Source organism: Marinitenerispora sediminis (genome assembly GCF_003336425.1).
Taxonomy (GTDB): Bacteria; Actinomycetota; Actinomycetes; order Streptosporangiales; family Streptosporangiaceae; genus Marinitenerispora; species Marinitenerispora sediminis.
Genome location: NZ_QEIO01000069.1, coordinates 1 through 19,879 on the forward strand (window position 1 = coordinate 1; position 19,879 = coordinate 19,879).

At 74.4% G+C, this 19,879-nt stretch carries 14 protein-coding genes, 1 pseudogene and 1 riboswitch; of the genes and pseudogenes, 3 read left to right on the top strand and 12 right to left on the bottom strand.

Going from position 1 to position 19,879, the window contains the following annotated elements:
* A pseudogene (locus DEF28_RS14645) lies at positions 1-256 on the bottom strand (phytanoyl-CoA dioxygenase); the annotation flags it as partial.
* Positions 257-457: 201 nt separating this feature from the next.
* Between DEF28_RS14645 and DEF28_RS14650 the strand changes: the two are divergent.
* Both DEF28_RS14650 and DEF28_RS14655 read left to right on the top strand, forming a co-directional pair.
* Positions 458-1,156, top strand: a complete 699-nt coding sequence (locus tag DEF28_RS14650) for an endonuclease V (protein WP_114397924.1) — start codon at positions 458-460, stop codon at positions 1,154-1,156.
* A gap of 183 nt (positions 1,157-1,339) precedes the next feature.
* Positions 1,340-1,537, top strand: coding sequence for a DUF5999 family protein (locus DEF28_RS14655; RefSeq protein WP_114397925.1), 198 nt, complete (start codon positions 1,340-1,342; stop codon positions 1,535-1,537).
* A 46-nt stretch (positions 1,538-1,583) separates the two neighbouring features.
* Here DEF28_RS14655 and DEF28_RS14660 read toward each other — a convergent pair whose 3' ends face one another.
* The 11 genes from DEF28_RS14660 to DEF28_RS14710 form a co-directional block, all read right to left on the bottom strand.
* A complete protein-coding gene (locus DEF28_RS14660; RefSeq protein ID WP_114397926.1) occupies positions 1,584-2,210 on the bottom strand; it encodes an alpha/beta hydrolase family protein in 627 nt (208 codons plus the stop codon).
* 1,340 nt (positions 2,211-3,550) lie between these two features.
* Positions 3,551-5,083 (bottom strand): serine hydrolase domain-containing protein, encoded by a 1,533-nt coding sequence (locus DEF28_RS14665; protein WP_199493314.1) that lies wholly within the window; start codon positions 5,081-5,083, stop codon positions 3,551-3,553.
* A 104-nt stretch (positions 5,084-5,187) separates the two neighbouring features.
* Positions 5,188-6,378, bottom strand: coding sequence for a tetratricopeptide repeat protein (locus DEF28_RS14670; RefSeq protein ID WP_114397928.1), 1,191 nt, complete (start codon positions 6,376-6,378; stop codon positions 5,188-5,190).
* Between the two features lie 534 nt (positions 6,379-6,912).
* Positions 6,913-7,902, bottom strand: coding sequence for an NAD-dependent epimerase/dehydratase family protein (locus DEF28_RS14675; RefSeq protein WP_114397929.1), 990 nt, complete (start codon positions 7,900-7,902; stop codon positions 6,913-6,915).
* Positions 7,903-8,203: 301 nt separating this feature from the next.
* Positions 8,204-8,827, bottom strand: a complete 624-nt coding sequence (locus DEF28_RS14680) for a Uma2 family endonuclease (RefSeq protein WP_233515305.1) — start codon at positions 8,825-8,827, stop codon at positions 8,204-8,206.
* Positions 8,828-8,976: 149 nt separating this feature from the next.
* Positions 8,977-11,877 (bottom strand): aminomethyl-transferring glycine dehydrogenase, encoded by a 2,901-nt coding sequence (gcvP, locus tag DEF28_RS14685; protein ID WP_114397930.1) that lies wholly within the window; start codon positions 11,875-11,877, stop codon positions 8,977-8,979.
* A gap of 108 nt (positions 11,878-11,985) precedes the next feature.
* A riboswitch (glycine riboswitch) is annotated at positions 11,986-12,076 on the bottom strand.
* A gap of 259 nt (positions 12,077-12,335) precedes the next feature.
* Positions 12,336-12,935: a MerR family transcriptional regulator gene (locus DEF28_RS14690; RefSeq protein WP_114397931.1), complete on the bottom strand. Its 600-nt coding sequence runs from the start codon at positions 12,933-12,935 to the stop codon at positions 12,336-12,338.
* A 517-nt stretch (positions 12,936-13,452) separates the two neighbouring features.
* Positions 13,453-13,923: a bifunctional nuclease family protein gene (locus tag DEF28_RS14695; RefSeq protein ID WP_114397932.1), complete on the bottom strand. Its 471-nt coding sequence runs from the start codon at positions 13,921-13,923 to the stop codon at positions 13,453-13,455.
* 341 nt (positions 13,924-14,264) lie between these two features.
* Positions 14,265-14,810 carry an FHA domain-containing protein gene (locus DEF28_RS14700; protein ID WP_114397933.1) on the bottom strand — a complete coding sequence of 182 codons (546 nt, stop codon included), beginning with the start codon at positions 14,808-14,810 and terminating at the stop codon, positions 14,265-14,267.
* A 437-nt stretch (positions 14,811-15,247) separates the two neighbouring features.
* Positions 15,248-17,746: a mannose-1-phosphate guanyltransferase gene (locus tag DEF28_RS14705; protein ID WP_114397934.1), complete on the bottom strand. Its 2,499-nt coding sequence runs from the start codon at positions 17,744-17,746 to the stop codon at positions 15,248-15,250.
* Between the two features lie 55 nt (positions 17,747-17,801).
* Complete coding sequence (locus DEF28_RS14710) at positions 17,802-18,554, bottom strand: CDP-alcohol phosphatidyltransferase family protein (protein WP_374058127.1); 753 nt, start codon at positions 18,552-18,554, stop codon at positions 17,802-17,804.
* A gap of 330 nt (positions 18,555-18,884) precedes the next feature.
* Between DEF28_RS14710 and DEF28_RS14720 the strand changes: the two genes are divergently transcribed.
* On the top strand, positions 18,885-19,865 hold the full coding sequence (locus DEF28_RS14720; protein ID WP_114397937.1) for a PrsW family intramembrane metalloprotease: 981 nt from the start codon (positions 18,885-18,887) through the stop codon (positions 19,863-19,865).
* The last annotated feature ends 14 nt before the right edge of the window (positions 19,866-19,879 follow it).

Below are 19,879 nucleotides of genomic sequence, written 5' to 3' on the forward strand. Positions count from 1 at the left end.
GTCCCCGGCCCACGAGCTGGTCGAACGCCTCGTGCGGCACAGCGGTGTTGGCCGCGGTGCGGAACGGTGGGGTGGCGAAGCCGCCCCGCCGGATCACCGGCTCGGTCCACGCCGCGGGGTCGTCCGGGTCGCAGCCGGTGGCCTGCCACAACTCGGTCCGGCACCGCTCGGCGACGTCGGCCGGCACGGCGCCGGGCACCCGGACGAAGCCGTACTCGACGAATTCCTCGATCTCCGCACGCGTCAACACGGCCATCCAAGATCACCGCGGCGCGCGGAAGCGGCAGCCGGATGGCGAAGGCGGAGACCCCGCCCGTGGCCCGGTCGGCCTCCGAGCCGCAGCGGGCAGCCCCCTCCAGCCCGCGCCGAGACCGCGGCCGGCCCGCGCGGTACGCTGCCCCGGTACCCGACTCCCGGCGGTGGTCCGCCCCCGCGCGGCCCTGGACAGGACGACCCGATGCCCGCCATCGACCAGCACCTCGCCGACCCGCTGCTGTGGCCTGCCGACCCCGAGGCGGCGCGCGCGGTGCAGGAGCGGTTGGCGGGCCGCGTCCGCGTGGCGCCGCTGGACCTCGACTCCGTGTCGCTGGTCGCCGGCCTGGACGTCACCTACGCACCCGGCGACGCCGGGCTGGTCGCCGCCGTGGTGCTGCTGGAGCTGCCGTCCCTGCGCGTCGTGGAGTCGCACACGGTCACCGCCGAACCGGCGTTCCCCTACGTCCCCGGACTCTTCGCGTTCCGCGAGCTGCCGCCGCTGCTGCGCGCGCTGCGCCGCCTGGAGGCCGAGCCGGACGTGTACGTGTGCGACGGCTACGGGCTCGCCCACCCGCGCCGGTTCGGCCTGGCCTGCCACCTCGGCGTGCTGCTGGACCGGCCGGCGCTGGGGGTGGCCAAGTCGGCGTTCGTCGGCGAGGCCGAACCGCCCGCGCCCGCACGCGGGTCGGCCGGCGACCTGCGCGACGGCGGCGAGGTGATCGGCCGCAGCCTGCGCACCCGGGACGGCGTCAAACCGGTGTACGTGTCCGTCGGCCACCGCGTCGACCTGGACAGCGCGTGCGAACTGGTGCTCCGGCTCTCGCCCCGCTACCGGATCCCCGAACCGATCCGGGCCGCTGACCAGCTCTCCCGCGCCCGGCTGGCCGCGTCAGGCGGCTGACCGGCGCCCTTTCCGCCGCGTAACCGGCCGATCCGGGAGCGCAGCGACGCACTGGCCGCGAACGGCCACGCCACGTGACCGGTCGAAGCCGACAAATCAGCGGTCCGGCGTGGCCGCGGACACTAGAGTACGAGTGGTGCACCACACCTGAAGTACCGCGCCAACCGAACCGGAGGCACACCGATGTGCCAGCACGAGCCCATTTGCCCGTCCTTCAGCGACCCCGACCGCGATGCCGCCCGGGTCGTCGTGAGCCACCCCGAGCAGGGCTGGAGCCTGCTCTGCAACGGCGTCGTGGTGTTCGACGACACGGGGGAGCTGCTCCCCAACGGCGGGGTGATCGCCCCCCACCGGCCGACCTACGTCGGCGCGGCGGCATAACGGCCCGCTCCTGACGGCGCCGGGCCGGGCGGGGGGACACCGCCGGTCACGCGCCGTCCGACCGCCCGGAGGGCACCCGCGCGGCGAGCCAGCCGACCACCGCCGCCGCGATTCCCTCCGGGTCCCGGTCCAGGGCATGCCGCTCGCCCGGACGTAGGAGCACCGTGGTCGCGTCAGCGGCGTCCGGGACCCCGAACGGATCGCGGTCCCCGTTGACCACCAGCGTCGCGACCCCGGCCTCCCGCAGTTCGGCGGCCCTCGACCGCTCGGGCCGGCCCGGCGGGTGCAGGGGGAAGGCGAGCGCCACGACGGCGGCGGCGCCGAGCCCGGCGGCCGTCCGGCAGGCCACCCGCGCACCGTTGCTGCGCCCCGCGAGCACCACGGGCAGCCCCGCGAACCGGCTGTCGGCCGCCAGCCGCCGCACGACGGCCTGCCACGCCTCGTCCTGCGCCGCCGTGGCGGCACCCGGCATCCGCCGCCCCGCGACACGGTAGGGCTGCGTCACCCGCGCCACCGCGCCGCCGGCCCGCAGGACGGCGTCCCGCACCGCGAGGATGTCGCCCGCCTCCACCCCGCCTCCGGCACCGTGGGTGATCACCATCAGGTATCGCGGCGCGCCGTCCGGAACGTCGACGTCGACGCGGGCCGGCCCGCGCGGCGTGTCGATCTCCACGTGTCCCCCATCTCCCCCGGGCCGCGTACCCGCGGCCGCTCCCCCATCGAGGGTAGGGCCGATGGGGTGCCGACGCCCCGCGCCGCGGCCGCCGACGGGCGTCCGCACCCGGCGCGCCCACGGCGGCCCTCCGGCCGCGGTGTCCACGGTCGGTGATACGTCCGCCGTACGGGACCGCATGCCGCCCCGCTGCGGCCGCCCGGCCGGGGCGCCGCGGAGCCCGAACCGGCGGCGGATCCGCCGGCCGGGCCCCCGCAGGGCCGTGGTGCGCACGCCGGATTCGCCCCTCCCCCGCGGGTTTGGCCCTCTCGCGGGAGCGTCTCCGCGCCCCGGCCCCGGGACCGCTGAGGCGGGCCGGATGCCCTGGTCAGCTGCCACCGCCGATCGCGGTCGCCGGACCGAGGGACCGATCAGCCGACCGCGCCGGACCAGGCGCGCGGAGCGGACAGGAGCTCCGGCTGGTGCGGGCGGAGTGCCCCGCCAGGACGAGCCGGTCCCGGGGGCCCAGCTGGACGCCTCGGGACGCTGGCGCGGCGGGCCGGGAGACATCCGCGTCACGGGTCCGCCTTCGGTAGGGGCGGACCCGTACCTGGCCCGGGTCGGCGGCGGCCGGGGCCGGCCGCCCGGAAACACCGGTGGCGAGTGGCACGCTGAGCGGTTCGTCGCGTGGGCGACGGCCTGGCTCCCGTCCGGACCACGCCTTCCCAGGGGCACGCCGGAACGCCCCCGCTGGCCGGCCGCGATGCTCCGCTGTCCCCGTCCGGGGCCGCCGGCCCGAGGGGAACTACCACGCCATGGTGCCCGAGGGCCCGGTTCGCACGGCGGCCGCCCGGGGGACGTGCCGCGCCCGGTGGCGGCGCGCAAGCTGGTGCCGCCGACCGCCGCCCAGCTGCCGCCAGGACGGGACCCGGGGCCTTCCCCGCTGGACCCGGCGTGCGTGCCGAGACGGCGGTGCGGACCCCTGGGAGGTCGCCTCGTCCCACGGTCATGGCGCCGGCACGTGCGACCACTCCGCGGCGTGGGCGATGTCCCGGGCCGCTTGCTGCCAGGTGTGGACCCGCGCCGCACACCCGCCCGCGGTCTCCGCCGGCGGGGAGGGCCGGGCGCCCAGCCGCCGCACGCTCGGTGCGCGCCACCGCGGACGCGGCCACCCCCGGCGCGCGGATCCGCGTCGGCGGCGACCAGGCGCGGCCGCACCGCGCCGGCCGGCATGGCGCCAGACCTGCCGGACACCGCCGGCCCCGCTTCGGAATCGACGGCCCCGGCCACCGGCCGCCGCACCCGCCCGCCGGGGCAGCGCGCCCGGAGGCCGCCCGGGGCGCGCCCGGGACGGATCCGCGTCAGCGGGCGGCCGCGCGGCGGGCGCGGACCAGGGCGGCCGCTCGGGCCACCGCGACGGCCGTGCAGCCGAGTGCAGCCAGGCCGAGGAGCAGCAGGAACGCCGGATACAGGTAGGCCACCTGGATCCAGGCGACGTCCCTGCCCCGGTACAGGAAACCGACCACCCGGTGGATGCCCGCGAACAGGACCACGGGCACCGCCAGAGGCAGCAGCCGCAGGACCGTCCCGTGCGACGGAGCGTCCACCCGGCGGGCGCCCCACCGGACCGAGCGGCGCACGCCGAGGCCGGCCAGCGGGACGGCCGCCACCGCGAGGCCCAGGAGCACCGCGTCGGCGCCCACGACGAGGGGGCTCTGTCCCGGAGGCGGCGTCTCCCGGCCCTCGATCACGGCGATCACGGCCTCGGCGATCGCCGAGGCGTCCCCGGCGGCCATCCCGGTGTTGGCCATCACCGCGACCCCGTGGCCGGACTCGGGCAGCAGCGCCTGGTAGGCGGTGGAGGTGAACAGGTCCCCGCCGTGGTGGACCAGCGCGGCCCCGGACGGTGTCGCTCCGACCTGCCACCCCAGCCCGTAGGAGTCGGCGCCCGGAGAGGGCGTGTGCGACTCCCGCACGGCGTCGGCCGAGAGGATCCGGGTGCCGTCGGCTCCGCGGCCTCCGCCGTGCTGGGCGATCAGCCACGCGGCCATGTCGCGGGCGGAGCTCACGACGCCGCCGGATCCGTTGCCGAACGCGGGCGGCTCCGGGGCGGCCACCGGCCGGCCCAGGAGGGTGACGTGGCCGTACGCGCTCGGCGGCAGGTCCTGGTCGGTGTCGTTGGTGGAGCTGTCGGCCATGCCGAGCGGATCGAAGACGTGGGCGTCCAGGTAGTCGGAGAAGGACGCACCGCTGACGACCTCGACGAGCCGGGCGGCGACCTGGAAGTTGGGGTTGTGGTACTCCCAGCGCTCCCCCGGCGCGGCGGCCAGCCCGGCGGAGCGCATCCCCGCCACCGCCTCACGGAGCGACGCGGGCTGGGGGCGGCTGAAGGCGCCGAACGTGGTGTCCGACATGCCGGACGTCTGGTCGAGGAGCTGGCGCACGGTGATGTCGGCCGCCCGCGGGTCCGCCATCTCGAACTCGGGCAGGTGGTCGCGCACCGGCGCGTCGAGGTCCACCCGTCCCTCGTCCACGAGCTGCAGCACCGCGAGGGCGGTGAAGGACTTGCTCACCGACGCCACGGCCATCGGGGTCCGCTCCGTGACGGCCGCGCCCGAAGGGGTGCTGCCGTACCCGGCGAGGTGGACCGCCTCGGTTCCGTGCGTGACGGCCACCGCCGCGCCGGGCAGCCCGGTGGCCGCCCGGTACTCGGCCACTGCGGCGTCGACGGCCGCGGGGAGGTCCGCTTGGCGCTCCCCGGTCCGAGCATGGGCCGGGGGCGCGGCAGCCGCGAGGAGGAAGGCGGCCGCCAGCACGGCGCCGGAGAGCCGTGTACCCGCCGGCCAGCGGGCACACGCACGGGGATCGCCGCGGAAGGGCATGGGAGAGGGCATGCGGGCGAAACTATCCGCGCGGCGGTCGGCGCGGCATGAGGACCGCCGCCGGATCACCTGCGGACAACCCCAGGCAGCGCCCTGCGGCGGTCCTCCCGGCGGTATCAGTCCTCGGGCCAGCCCTCGGGCAGCACGTCGGCCGCGCTGCCCGAGGCGAGCCGGAGCCGTTCCCGGAAGTCGTCGTGCAGAGCGCGTCCCCACACGTACTCACTGGGGGTGCGGACCGCCCACTCGACGAGTCCGCGCAGGGTCGCGGCGTGCGTCTCGTTGCCGGCGTGCGCCACGGCGAGCCGGGTGTAGATCTGGTTCAGCGCGACGAAGAGCTCGCCGGCCAGCATGGGCGTGCTGCCCTGGGCGACGGCGGCCTCGACGTAGGGTTCCCACCAGGGTTCGGCGGCGTCGGCCTCGGCCGTCTCCGCCTCCGTCTCGGGAGCGAGGAAGCCGCGTCGCAGGCGCCCGCGGACCTCGCCCGCGACCTCGGGGTCCGGGTGCCGCAGCCCGTGCTCCCAGGTGTCCGCCGCGCCCTCGGCGTCGCCCCGGACCGCGAGCAGCCGGGCGAGCAGCTCCACCGCCGCTCCCGCCGTGGCGGGGTCCGGACGCGGGCCGGCGGCCTCGGGGTCGGCCTCCGCCTCCGCCGCGGTCGCCGCGACCGCCGCGGCGCCGAACGCCGCGATGGCGTGCTCGACGTGCACGGCACCGAGCAGCAGCCGCAGCGCGGGGCGCTCGGCGGCCGCGAGCCCGCGCCGGATCACGGCGTCGGCCGCGTCGACGTCGCCCCGGGCCAGCAGCCGCTCCGCGTACTCCTGGGCCGCGTCGGCCGCCGCCTCGGTGCCCCCGGCCAGCGCGTGCTCCCAGTGCTCCCGCGCCTCCTCCTCGTCGCCGCGCTCCTCGGCGGTCCGGGCCAGCCCGTGGTGGGCGGCGGCGGCATAGCGCTCGTTACCGGATTCCAGTACGTGGCGCCACGCCTCACGGGCGCGCTCGGCGTCGCCCTCCTCCTCGTAGGAGACCGCGAGGTGGTAGGCGGCGCGGGCCGCGTACTCGGGGTGCCCGGTCTCGATCGCGGCCCGGTCGGCCTCCCGGGCGGCGCGGACGTCCCCGAGGTCGTGCCGGACCACGGCGAGCCCGAAGGCGGCCTCCGCCCGGTGCTGCCGCGAGCCGCCGTCCAGGACGCGCTCGAAGACCCGCGCGGCGCGCTCCAGGTGTCCGGTGCGGGCGAGGTCCCGGGCCTGGTCGCACAGGATCGCGGGGTCGTCGGAGGCGGTGTCGGGTGCGGGGGCGCCGGGCGTCGCGGTCATGCACAGCCACTTTCCACGGGGGGCGGAGGACTCCCCTGGAAGCCTAGCCGTTACTCAGCGTGCCGAGGGGGACGGACGCGTTCCGGTCTGGGAGCGCTTGGGGTTAGTGACGCGAACCGCCGCCTTTACAACATAGATTACAAAATGTCCGACTTGATAGCTCGATCATCCGCCCGGTCCGGTCCCGGTCCGGTCGTCGGCCTGGGTCCGGCCGGACCCAGGCCGACGACCGGTGGACGGCCGGATCCGGCCAGGCCGGCGGCGGAGGAACAGCGGGGGCGGGCGCCGGCGACCGGACGGCCGCGGCCCGGGGCGCGGCCGTCCCCCCGGCCGCTCCCTGACTCCATGCTTCCCTTCTCCGGCCGCGTCACCGGCGCCGCGGACCGGCCCCGGCCCGGCGCCGCCGGCGAGGGAACAGGGAACAGGGAACAGGGAACACTGCCTCTGGCCGGGCGGGGCCGCGGCCGGTACGCACCCCGGGGACGGCTCCGGATCCCGGTGACCGGGCGGCCTCCCGCCTCAGCCGCCGCGGCTTCAGGAGGAGCGGCCGAGCACCGAGCGCTCCCGCTCCGGGTCCAGGCCCACCTGCGGGCGGTCCGGGCGCAGCGGCGCCTGGCCGCCGATCCGGCGCAGCCAGTCCCACGTGTCCGAGACCGTGTCGGCGACCGGGCGGCAGCGCAGCCCGGCGGCGAGCACGCGGGAGACATCGCCGCGGTGCAGGGTGTCGTACAGCTCCCCCGGCGGCAGCCAGATCGGCAGTTCGGTCCACGGTTCGATCCCGGCGGCGGTGACGGCGTCCGGGTCGGTCCAGCGCAGCTCGGCCGCGGACCCGGTGACGCGCACGCACGCCTCCAGCAGCTCCCCCATGGTGGTGTGCCCGGGCGCGCTGACCACGTTGTACGGTCCGCCGAGTCCGCGCTCCGCGGCGTCCAGCACCCAGGCGGCGAGGTCGCGGGCGTCGACGTACTGCAGCTCCAGGTCGCGCGGGCCCGGCGCGAGCACGGTCCCGCCGCGCGCGATCCGGGACAGCCACCACGGCAGCCGCCCGACGTTCTCGTACGGGCCGAGGATCAGGCCGGCCCGCGCCAGCAGCGCGCGGTCGCCGAACACCGCCTCGGCGGCCAGCTCGCCGCCCCGCTTGGCGCGCGCGTACTCGACCTCCCCGTCGTCCGGCGAGGCCTCCACCAGCGGGGCGTCCTCGGCGGCCCCCGCCGCGATGGGGAGCGGATGGACCGAACGGCTGGAGACGTAGACGTAGTGCCCGGCCCGCCCGGCGAGCAGCCGGGTCGCGTCCCGCACCGCCGACGGAGCCCCCGACCAGGTGTCGACGACGACGTCCCACTCGCCCCGCTCCAGCTCCGCCAGGCCGTCCGGGGCATTCCGGTCGCCGCGCAGCGCGGCGGCCCCGGGCGGCGGTGCCTGGTACCCGCGGTTGAACACCGTCACCCGCCACCCGCGCGCCACCGCGTCCTCCACGACCGCGCGTCCGACGAACTCGGTGCCACCGAGCATCAGAAGTCTCATGGCGGGATTCTCGCGGAAGGGCAGCAGCTGGAGAAGGGCCGCATGCTCTCAGCGGAATCGCCGATAGCGCAATCCCGTATCTGGTCAGGCGGACGGCTGTGGAGCACACCCGCAGTCGAGACGACGGACGTCGCGACCGGGCGGCCGGCCGGCAGTGGCGGCACCGCTGCTCATCCCACTCGGGGATGGTGGGCCCGTGCGCCCCGGCCGCTCAGGGGAAACGGCGACCGCCGCGGGGGCCCGGGGCTCGACTCGCACACCGGGGGAATCCTCGCCTCGCCCAGCTCTCGTGACAGCTCCGTCACGACAGTGACGGGAACTGGCTGGTGTCAAGATCGAAGCCGAACGGCTCCGGAACCACGAGTTTCTCCCCGAAATCCCGCGTGACGCGGTCCTGGTACCGTCCGGCACTGGGGTTGGAGAACAGCGTCGTCTGGCCCGCGATCGGGTCGATCAGCAGGTAGAACTCGATGGCGGCCTTGGCGTAGACCTCAAGCTTCACGACACGGTCGCTACGGGCGTTGCCAGGCGACACCACCTCCGCCACGAGCAGGACGTCGTCCGGGGGGACGACGGAATCCGCCGTGTTCAGCACCTCGACGGGTGCGACGAAGAGGTCGGGGATCACGCTTCTGCCGAGGTCCGGCATGCGAATCTCCAGGTGCGGCTCCGCGTCGTGACCAGCGGGCAGGTGCGGCCTGAGTTGAAGGTCCAGCGACCGTACGGTGCGCTGATGCCGACCAGAGGCGACCGGCGACACGGTGATCGTGCTCCCCTCGACGATCTCGGCTCGGTAGCCCCGAGGAAGGTCGAGGCGATCGAGCAGGTCGAAGAGCTCGCAGGACTCCGCCGCCACCGGCTGCGTGCCGGGTACTGCCTTCTCAGGGGCGAGCGCCGTCATCTCCGTCTCCTCGTTCTTGGACACTGACGATCACACCCTGTCACATCCCGACGACACGTACCCGTCTCTTCTCCTATTCCACCGCGCCGACCCGCGGCGGCGCCAGTACCCCGGCCGTCCGGTCACCGGCGCCGCCGCGGCCGTGCGCGCGGGGCCGGCGCCCCGCGCGCACGTCACTCCTCGAACGCCTCCGGCGGCGGGCAGGAGCACACCAGGTTGCGGTCGCCGTACGCCTGGTCGATCCGCCCCACCGGGACCCAGTACTTGTTCGCCCGGAGCTCCGGAACCGGGTAGCCGGCCTCCGCCCGGGTGTAGGCGTGCTTCCAGTCGTCCGCCGTCAGCGCCTCCGCGGTGTGCGGCGCGTTCTTCAGCGGGTTGTCGCCGCGGTCGTAGCCGCCGTCGGCGACCCGCTCGATCTCGGCCCGGATGGCGATCATGGCGTCGACGAAGCGGTCCAGCTCCGCCAGGTCCTCGCTCTCGGTGGGCTCGACCATCAGCGTGCCGGCCACCGGGAACGACATCGTGGGCGCGTGGAACCCGTAGTCGATCAGCCGCTTGGCGACGTCCTCGTTGCTGACGCCGGTGCGCTTGGCCAGCGCGCGGACGTCGATGATGCACTCGTGCGCCACCAGCCCGCCGCTGCCGGTGTAGAGCACCGGGTAGTGCGGGGCGAGCCGCCTGGCGACGTAGTTGGCGCTCAGTACCGCGGTCTCCGTGGCCGCGCGCAGCCCGCGTTCCCCCATCATCCGCACATAGGCCCACGAGATCGGCAGGATGCCCGCGGATCCGAACGGCGCCGCCGAGACCGGGCCGACGCCGGTGTGCGGGCCGGCCTCCGGCTGGGCCGGGTGGTTGGGCAGGAAGCCCGCGAGGTGCGCGCGCACGGCGACCGGGCCGACGCCGGGGCCGCCGCCGCCGTGCGGGATGCAGAACGTCTTGTGCAGGTTGAGGTGGCTGACGTCGGCGCCGAACTCGCCCGGCTTGGCCCAGCCGAGCAGCGCATTGAGGTTGGCGCCGTCGACGTACACCTGGCCGCCGGCCTCGTGCACCAGCGCGCACACCTCGGTGATGGTGTCCTCGTACACCCCGTGGGTGGAGGGGTAGGTGACCATGATCGCGGCGAGCTCGTCGCGGTGCGCCGCGATCGCCGCGCGGAGGTTGTCGAGGTCCACGTTGCCGTCCTCGTCGCAGGCCACGACGCGCACCCGCAGGCCGGCCATGACCGCGCTGGCGGCGTTGGTGCCGTGCGCCGAGCTGGGGATGAGGCACACGTCGCGGTCGCGGTCGCCGCGGCTGCGGTGGTAGGCGCGGATCGCCAGCAGCCCGGCGAGCTCGCCCTGCGAGCCGGCGTTGGGTTGCAGCGACACCGCGTCGTAGCCGGTCACCTCGGCCAGCCAGCCCTCCAGGTCGCGGATCAGCCGCACCATGCCCTCGGCCTGGTCCAGCGGCGCGAACGGGTGCAGCCGGGCGAACTCCGGCCAGGTGACGGCCGCCATCTCCGCCGTGGCGTTGAGCTTCATCGTGCACGAGCCGAGCGGGATCATGGTGCGGTCGAGCGCGAGGTCCTTGTCGGCCAGCCGCCGCAGGTAGCGCAGCAGCGCGGTCTCGCTGCGGTGGGAGTGGAAGACGGGGTGCGCCAGGTAGTCGACCCCGCGGCGCAGCCCCTCGGGGAGCGCGCCGCCGGCCGGGGCCTCGTCGGAGCGTGCGCCGGAGCCGCCGAATGCGCGCAGCACCAGGTCGACGTGCTCGTCCGTGGTGACCTCGTCGCACGAGATCCCGACCGTGTCGTCGTCGGCCCGCAGCAGGTTCACACCGAGCTCCCGCGCGCGGTCGACCACCGCGCCGGCCTGGCCGGGCACCCGCGCCCGGAGGGTGTCGAAGAACGCGTCGTGCGGCACCTCCAGCCCGAGGCCGCGCAGCCCGGCGGCCAGCCGCACCGCGTGGCCGTGCACCCGCTCGGCGATCGCGCGCAGGCCGTGCGGACCGTGGTGGACGGCGTACATCCCGGCCATGACCGCCAGCAGCACCTGCGCCGTGCAGATGTTGCTGGTGGCCTTCTCCCGCCGGATGTGCTGCTCGCGGGTCTGCAGGGCCAGCCGGTAGGCGGGCCGGCCCGCCGCGTCGACCGACACCCCGACCAGGCGGCCGGGGAGCTGGCGCTGCAGCCCGGTGCGTACCGACATGTAGCCGGCGTGCGGTCCGCCGAAGCCCATGGGCACGCCGAAGCGCTGGGTGCTCCCCACCGCGATGTCGGCGCCGAGCGCGCCGGGGGCGCGCAGCACGGTGAGGGCGAGGAGGTCGGCGGCGACCACGGCGAGCGCCCCGCACTCGTGCGCGGCCTGGATGACGGCGGAGGGGTCGCGCACCGCTCCGCTGGCGGCCGGGTACTGCAGGAGCACGCCGAACGTCTCGCCGTCCGGCACCTCGGGCAGGCCCTCGGTCAGGTCGGCGACGACGATGTCGATGCCCAGCGGCTCGGCGCGGGTGCGCAGTACGGCCAGCGTCTGCGGGAAGACGTCGGAGTCCACGACGAACGTGGCGCCGCGCCCCTTGGCCGCCCGGCGCGCCAGCGTCATGGCCTCGGCCGCGGCCGTCGCCTCGTCCAGCAGGGAGGCGCCCGCGACGGGAAGGCCGGTGAGGTCGGCGACCATGGTCTGGAAGTTCAGCAGCGCCTCCAGCCGTCCCTGGGAGATCTCCGGCTGGTAGGGCGTGTAGGCCGTGTACCAGGCCGGGTTCTCCAGGATGTTGCGCTGGATCACCGGGGGCGTGACGGTGTCGTAGTAGCCGAGCCCGATCATGCTGGTCAGCACCTGGTTGCGCTCGGCCAGGCGGCGCAGTTCGGCGAGCGCCTCGCTCTCACCGACCGGCTCGGGCAGGGCGGAGGGCGCCCCGGCGTCCGGGCGGATCTGGATGCCGCGCGGTACGGCGGCCGCCATGAGTTCGGCGGTGGACGCGAAGCCGACGGCCGCCAGCATCCGCGCGCGCTCGGCCGGCCCGGGCCCGATGTGCCGGTCGGCGAACTCCCGCGCCGCCTCGGACTCCGAGGCAGGCTCGTGGGTGGGCTGGTGCGGCATGGAGACCTCCTGGTCGCTGGGCCGTGAACGGCTGCTCCTGCGTGGTCTCCCCCTCTGTCGCGCATGCCGGCGGCGCCGCAGGCGAATGCCGCCCGCCGCTCCAGAGTGCCTCTCCACACGGTCCTTTTGCCTGAGAGGTTGGATGGGGAGGGTTGCCCCGTCGGCGCCCCCTGCCGGGGGTCTCTCCCGTGTGGTATCAACGGCGTTTCTGCGTTCGAATTATTTCAACGCGTCATCCGCCATGGTACTGACGTGCGTGTTCTGTGGCATTCCCGGCATCGGGTGAGCGGACACCGGCGGCCCGGGACATCGCTGATCGGCGGTTTCGCGCCGCCGGGCCGGGCGGCGCCGCCGCGCGGACACGCGACCGCGGAAGCGGCGGGGACGTCGCGCCGGCGGGGCGCGGCCGGCCGGCGCAGCCGGCGCGCCGATCGGCGCGGGGGTGGTAAGGCGGCCTGTCACCCGGTCCGGCGCTCGCGGCGGCGGCGCGCCAGTTCGTCGGTCGGGTGCGGGTCGGGGAGCGGCTCGGCGAGCCGTTCGCCCGGGAGTTCGCGCAGCGAGCCCTCCAGTTCGCGCCAGACCCGCCCCAGGGCGATGCCGAAGACGCCCTGGCCGCCCTGCAGCAGGTCCACCACCTCGTCCGGCGAGGTGCACTCGTAGACGCTCACGCCGTCGCTCATCAGGGTGATCTGGGCGAGGTCGGCGGTGCCGCGCTCGCGGAGGTGGTGCACCGCGGTGCGGATCTGCTGGAGGGAGATGCCCGTGTCGAGCAGGCGCTTGACGACCTTCAGCACCAGGATGTCGCGGAAGCTGTACAGACGCTGGCTGCCCGAACCGTGCGCGGGCTGCACGCTCGGCTCGACCAGCCGGGTTCTCGCCCAGTAGTCCAGTTGACGGTAGGTGATCCCGGCGGCCGCGCAGGCGGTTGGCCCCCGATAACCGACGTCCATAGGCAGCGCCACCACGTCCTCTTCACACAGCAGGCCCTGCTCGCCAGCGCGCCGTATCGCTGATCGCCTGTGGTCGGAGGCTTGCTGCTTGCTGCTCGTAACCGCCACGCCGAACCTCCGGCTCCTCGACCCGCGGCGGTGTGACAAGGGGAGATGCGGAATGCGCCGCGGGTACCTTCGACACCGAAGGTAAGCCGGGCGCACGGACAGCGTCAACGACAATGATCGGCGCGTCGCGGAACCTCTCCGCTGGTCCTGTCGCGTGTCGCTCCGGGGCATCGGAACACCCCCGTGCACCGCCCCGGACGTCCGACCCGGCGGGTTCGGTCACCCTCCGCCACCGGCGCCGCCCGGCCGCGTCGCACAGGCGAACGGCGGGCGCGACGTCGAGCGGGTGCGTGCCGCCGACCACCGGCGCGGCTCGCCTCCGCGTCCGGACCAGCCTAACGCTCCGCAGGGCCACCGGACGCCCGGGCGAGCCGCGTTGCCCCGCGGCGCACACAGCGCCCACGGTCCATCGCTGGAGGGCGCACCGGCGCCCGGTTCCACGAAACCCCAGCGGGAGCGTCAGCGGCCCGCTACAGTGGTGTGGCGCGGTCCGGGCACGGCCTCCCGGTCCCGCCGATCAGGTCGTGCGCCCGAAGTCCTCGGGCGTGATGTTGTCGAGGAACTCCCGGAACTTCTCGACCTCGTCCTCCTGCTCATCGGGGATCGGCACTCCGGCCTCCTCGATGACGTCCTCCCCCGCGTAGATGGGGGCACCGGTGCGCAGCGCCAGTGCGATGGAGTCGGAGGGTCTCGCGCTCACCTCGACCCCGTTGGAGAACACCAGTTCGGCGTAGAAGATGCCGTCGCGCAGCGCGGTGATGTTCACGGTGCTGAGCGTCGCGTCGAGGGCGTCGAGTACGTCGCGGAAGAGGTCGTGGGTGAGCGGCCGGGCGGGAGTCACACCCTGCTGGGCCAGGGCGATGGCGGTCGCCTCGACCGCGCCGATCCAGATGGGCAGGTAACGCTCCCCGTCCGACTCCTTGAGCAGGACAATCGGTTGGTTCGACGGCATCTCGACCCGGACGCCGACAACCTCCATGTGCTTCACTGCGGCTCCGTCCCACGACTCGTCGTGCCGGAGGGGCACCGGCCAGGCCGTGCTCTGCTCCGTCTTTCACGGTACACCGCCGAGGCTCGCCCGTGTCGAGCCGCAGGGCCCCGGCCGCATACGCGGTCGGCGGCGCTGAGCGGCCGCACCAAGCGGCGGTCCCGCCGACCGAGGTGTTGGTCACACCTCGGATCGCCCCCTTCGCTGCCGGTCTCCCTAGAAGGCTGTCCGCCATGGCTGGTGCGCAAACCTCCGGCGCGGGGGACACGTGGCACGTCCCGCGCGCCGGGGAGGTGTCCGGCGGCGGGCAGGGCGCGCGCTCCGCCGAACACGCTCGCGGGTCAGCCGCGCCGCGGGGTGGTGAGCAGCACCAGGCGGAACTTGCCGATCTGGACCTCGTCGCCGCCGCTGAGGTCGGCCTCGTCGATGCGCTCGCGGTTGACGTAGGTGCCGTTCAGGCTGCCGACATCGCGCACTCCGAACGAGTCCCCGCGCCGGAAGAACTCCACGTGCCGGCGGGACACCGTGACGTCGTCGAGGAAGATGTCGCTGTTGGGGTGGCGTCCGGCGGTGGTCACGTCACTGTCCAGCAGGAACCGGCTGCCGGCGTTGGGGCCGCGCTTGACCACGAGCAGCGCCGTGCCGACGGGCAGCGCGTCCACCGCGGTGGGGTCGGCGACGACCTCCTCGCCGGAGTCGGCCTCGGCCTCCAGCGCCTGGATGCCGGAGATGGAGATCGTGGACGTGGTCTCGCCGACGGAGTCGCGGCGTTCGCGGGGCTGCGGTGCCTCCTGGCCGGCCCCGCGGAGGGGGGAACCACAGTTGGAGCAGAAACGGGCATCATCCGCAACGGCGTGACCGCACTGCGTGCAGTAAACGCTCGACATAGGTCGGCTCGGCCTCCTACCGCACGGGGCGGTGCTTGTATCGGCTGTTGTTGACGTGTCGGGCGACCGGCGAACCGGTCACCCCATGGGGTCCGGGGCCAGCGCGGCGGGGACGCCCGGCGGCCTCACCTGGTCGGTCGTACCAAGGTCACTCCCATGATCGGTTGAATCCGCTCCGCGCGCCACCCCCGAAGCCGGACGGGCAGGCGGATACGGCCCGGCGCGCTACTCCGGGAACACTCGACTCTAAACCATATCCGCGCCCCGCCCGCCCCAGCGCCAGACACGGACGCCGGGCTGCCGCGCGGGCAGGAAGCAGCCCCCGGGACCCGGCCGCCCGGCGGTGCGATGCGGGTCGCATCGCACCGCCGGGCGGTTGGCGGGTGCCCCTCGGGGGCGGGAGCCGGCCGGACGTCCGGCCGGCGGCGGGCCCGGGATCAGCCCTCGGCCCGCTCGACCACCGCCGCCCACTGCTCCAGCAGCCGCTGCGCGGTGTCGGTGTCGGGGCCCTCGGCCCACAGGTGGGTGACGGCCTCGGAGGTGTCGGGCAGCACCAGCGCCCAGCTGCCGTCGGGCTCGATGACCCGCACGCCGTCGGTGGTGTCGATGTCGCGCCCCTCGGCTGCCTCCACCACCTCGCGCATGACGCTGCCCTTGACCGCCCAGGGGGTGGGCACGGAACGGCGCAGCAGGTGGGCGTCCGGGATACGCCCGTCGATCTGGCTGAGTGAGAGCTTGGTACGGGCCACCAGCCCCAGCAGCCGGACGAACGCGGCGATACCGTCGCTGGTCCGGGAGAACTCCGGGAGCACGAACCCGCCCCTGCCGTCGGCGGCGAAGACGATGTCGTCGGCCATGGCCGCCTTGGTGAGCTCGTCGATGGCGGTGGGGGTCCACTGCACCTCGACACCGTGGAACCGGGCCACCTGCTCGGCCACCCGGGTGGTGGTGACCGGCAGCGCCACCCGGCCGCCCCGCCGCTCCGCGGCGACGAGGTCGAGCACCACCAGCAGCGCACGCTCGTTGTCGACGAGCTCGCCGTTCTCGTCCACGATGGACAGCCGCTCGGCGACCGGGTCGAACCGGACGCCGAAATCGGCGCCGGACGAGCGCACCAGCTCGCCCAGCCGCTGGAGGTCGCCCATCTGCTTGGCGAGGGTGTCGGTGGGGGACGCCTCGTCCAGCCGGTTGTTGACCGTGAGCACGTCGGCGCCGACGCGGCCGAGCAGCGCCGGCAGCACCAGTGAGCCGGTCCCGCCGGCGCAGTCGACCACGATCTTCAGCCCCGCCTCCGAGATGCCGGCGGTGTCGATGCGGCGCAGCAGCTCCTGGGCGTAGTTCTCGACCCCTCGGGAGGGGAAGGACAGCTCGGCGATCTCGCCCGGGAACGCCCGGCGGAACTCGGCCCGGGAGAAGACCCGCTCCAGTTTGCGTTGCGCCGCCGGGGAGAGGTCGGCGCCGCGCTCGTCCAGGAAGACGATGTCGACCGACTGGGGATCGCCGGGGCTGGTGCGCAGCGCGATGCCGCCGCCGACCCCGCTCTGCCCGGTGTGGAAGCGCGCCACCGGGAGCGGGACGGCCTCCAGGTCCTGGACGTCGATGGCACTCGCGGTCAGGGCGCTGATCACCGCGCGCTTGAGGGTGCGCGCCGCCCGGGAGACGTCCCGGGAGGTGGTGACCACGGTGCCCTTCTTCAGGGTGGTGGCGTAGGCGCTGGCCAGCCGGACCGCCAGCTCGGGAGTGATCTCGACGTTGATCAGCCCGGAGACGCCGCGCGGTCCGAACAGCGACCGCTGCCCGCGCGACTCCCAGATGACGTTGGTGTTGACGACCGCGCCGGCCTCGATCGTCTTGAAGGGGTAGACCTTGATGTCGTTGGCGAGGTAGGCCTCCGACTCGATGACGCACTCCTCGCCGACGACGGTGCCCTCCTCGATGCGGGCACTCGGCATGACGTCGGTGTTCTTGCCGATGACGCAGCCGCGCAGGTGGGTGCTGGCCCCGACGTAGACGTTGTCGTGGACGACCGCGCGGTGCAGGAACGCCTCGGAGCGCACGACCACGTTGCTGCCGAGCACGGTGAACTCGCGCAACTCCGCGCCGGCCTCGACCTTGGCGTAGTCGCCGATGTAGAGGGGGCCCTTGAGCACGGCCTCGGGGTCGACCTCGGCGCCCTCGGCCACCCAGACGCCCGGCGACATCTCGAAGCCGTCGATCTCGACGTCGACCTTGCCGGAGAGCACGTCGGCCTGGGCGCGCAGGTAGCTCTCGTGGGTACCGACGTCCTCCCAGTAGCCGTCGGCGATGTAGCCGTAGAGGGGGGCGCCCTCCTTGAGGAGCTCGGGGAAGACGTCGCCGGACCAGTCGACCACCTCGCCGGCGGGGAACCGGTCGAGGACCTCCGGCTCCATGATGTAGATGCCGGTGTTGACGGTGTCGGAGAACACCTGGCCCCAGGTGGGCTTCTCCAGGAAGCGCTGGATGCGGCCCTGCTCGTCGACGATGATGATGCCGAACTCCAGCGGGTTGGCCACCCGCTTCAGCCCAATGGTGACCATGGCGCCGTTCTCCCGGTGGAAGCGCACCATGTCGGTGAGGTCGATGTCGGTGAGGGCGTCGCCGGAGATGACGATGAACGGCTCGCCGCGCAGGTGCTCCTCCGCGTTCTTGACGCTGCCGGCGGTGCCCAGCGGCACCTCCTCCGCGACGTAGCGTAGGCTCATGCCGAGTTCCTCGCCGTCGCCGAAGTAGTTGCGGATCAGCGTCGCGAGGAACTGGACGGTCACGACCGTGTCGTCGAACCCGTGCCGCTTCAGCAGCCGCAGCACGTGCTCCATGATGGGTTTGTTGACGACGGGGAGCAGCGGTTTCGGCTGGTTGGCGGTCATCGGCCGCAGCCGGGTGCCCTCGCCACCGGCCATCACGACTGCCTTCATCGGGGCCACCCCCGGACCCCGGTCACAATGCGGCGAAACGCCCTTGGGCGTGCTCTCATGGTGGGGACGTCGCTCCCTTCCTGTCACTGGACGGTGGCCCGGAGTCACCGGCGTGCCGCCCGGGCGGCGTCCGCGCCTCCCGGCCACCTTCGATCGCCTCGGAGTCATCCGCCGTGGCCGCCGGCCGCGCCGCGGACGTGGCGTCCGCATCGGTCGCACGGTCGGCCCGCCGGGCCTCCCCGATCAATCGCAGGCCCTGGACCGCGTACAGCAGTCCGGCCCACCAGTAGATAGCCGTTCCCCAGATCGCGAACGCCCAACCCACAATTCGCGCCACATCGCCCACTATCCCCCCATAACCGGCGACGAATAGCAGGGGGAAGGAGTAGAGCAGGCACAGGGTGGCCGCCTTGCCGGCGAAGTTCACCGGCAGCGTCCCGTAGCCGAAGTGCCGCAGCACGGGCAGGGCGAGCACGATGAGCACGTCGCGCAGCACCAGGATGCCCATGAGCCACCAGGGCACGACACCGCGGACCACCAGGCCCAGCAGCGCCGCGAAGATGTACAGCCGGTCGGCCATGGGGTCGAGCACCATGCCGAGCCGGCTCGTCTGGTTCCAGGCGCGGGCGATCTTGCCGTCCAGCCAGTCCGACACCCCGGCGAACGCCAGGACTCCCAGCGCCCACCAGTCCGCCTGCGGTCCGAGCACCAGCCACAGGAAGAGGGGAACACCGAGCAGCCGGAGGACGCTCAGTAAGTTCGGGACCGTCCAGACGCGGTCGCCCACGGGATCCGCATTCGTCGGGATCGCCACCCCCACCTCCCTTTCCCGCTATCGAGCCTACCCACTGCCCGCGCGTGCCGCGCGGCCGTCCGCGTCCGCGGCCACCCGACCCTCCAAGATAGCGCGGACCGCCGTGACCTCCTCGTTCGCCGTCCTCCGCCTCCCCTGCCCACTGTCGCCGCCGTGAAGCCTCCGGCCGCCGAACCCGCGCCCGGCGGTGCGCCGCCGCGGCGCACCGCCACGGTCGGTGACTTGGCCGGACACGCTCCGTATACTCCGCGGCAGGTGAGGGGCGCCCGCGCGCCGGGACCGGGCGGGCGACCGCCCACGCCGACGGAACGGGGATCAGCGCAGATGGGCAACGAGTATCCGGCCGCCGCCAGGTGGGGGTCGTCCCCGGCGACGCCGGCGCGGCGCCGGCCGGCGTGGCCGCGGCTCTTCGGGGCCGGGCTGCTGCTGTGGCTGGCCGCGGTGGTGGTCACGTTCCTCACCGGCAATGTCAACCTGATCCCCAGCATCGTGCTGCTCGGCAGCTTCCTGGTGCCGGTCACCTTCGTGACGTGGGCCTACGAGCGTGCCAAGGGCGACGAGATCGGCGTGGAGCTCATGTTCCGGGCGTTCCTCGTCGGCGGGATGCTCGGGATCCTGGGCGCCTCGATCCTGGAGACGTACCTGCTGCACCCCTCCGCCTTCACCTACCTCGGGGTCGGGCTGATCGAGGAGGCGGTGAAGCTGCTGGCGCTGGTGGTGATCGCGCGGCACCTGCGCCGGTACACCATCCGCGACGGCCTGCTGCTCGGGGCCACGGTCGGCTTCGGGTTCGCCGGGCTGGAATCGGCCGGCTACGCCATGACCGCGCTGATCACCCCGCAGGGGCTCTCGCTGCTCTCGCTGCTGCAGACCGAGATCCTGCGCGGGCTCGTCACCCCGCTCGGGCACGGGCTGTGGACCGGGATCCTCGGCGGGGTGCTGTTCGGTGCGGCGCGCGGCGGCCGCCCGCGCATCAGCGTCGCGGTGGTCCTCACCTACCTGGGCGTCGCGCTGCTGCACGCCCTGTGGGACGCGATGCGCGGGATCGCCATCGACCTCACCCTGCTGTTCACCGGCGACTACGCGCAGCTGCTGATGATCTCGCGCGGCCAGGTCCCCGAGGTCACCCCCGGGCAGGACCGGCTGACGACGCTGCTCGACTGGTGCGGACTGCTCCTGATCTCGGCGATCGCGCTGCTCTGGCTGCTGGCGGTGGTCCGCCGGGCCCGGGCCCAGGTCGCCCGCGAGAGCGGGTGGCACGACACCGGTGCGCATCCCTCGCTCCCGCCGCCGCCCGGGGAGTGACGCCTCCGGCCGCC

Bases quoted from the DNA above. Each gene is read 5' to 3' on its own strand.
- DEF28_RS14650 (WP_114397924.1), top strand. From the start codon at position 458: ATGCCCGCCATCGACCAGCACCTCGCCGACCCGCTGCTGTGGCCTGCC.
- DEF28_RS14655 (WP_114397925.1), top strand. From the start codon at position 1,340: ATGTGCCAGCACGAGCCCATTTGCCCGTCCTTCAGCGACCCCGACCGC.
- DEF28_RS14665 (WP_199493314.1), bottom strand. From the start codon at position 5,083: ATGCCCTCTCCCATGCCCTTCCGCGGCGATCCCCGTGCGTGTGCCCGC.
- DEF28_RS14670 (WP_114397928.1), bottom strand. From the start codon at position 6,378: ATGACCGCGACGCCCGGCGCCCCCGCACCCGACACCGCCTCCGACGAC.
- DEF28_RS14675 (WP_114397929.1), bottom strand. From the start codon at position 7,902: ATGAGACTTCTGATGCTCGGTGGCACCGAGTTCGTCGGACGCGCGGTC.
- gcvP (WP_114397930.1), bottom strand. From the start codon at position 11,877: ATGCCGCACCAGCCCACCCACGAGCCTGCCTCGGAGTCCGAGGCGGCG.
- DEF28_RS14700 (WP_114397933.1), bottom strand. From the start codon at position 14,810: ATGTCGAGCGTTTACTGCACGCAGTGCGGTCACGCCGTTGCGGATGAT.
- DEF28_RS14705 (WP_114397934.1), bottom strand. From the start codon at position 17,746: ATGAAGGCAGTCGTGATGGCCGGTGGCGAGGGCACCCGGCTGCGGCCG.
- DEF28_RS14720 (WP_114397937.1), top strand. From the start codon at position 18,885: ATGGGCAACGAGTATCCGGCCGCCGCCAGGTGGGGGTCGTCCCCGGCG.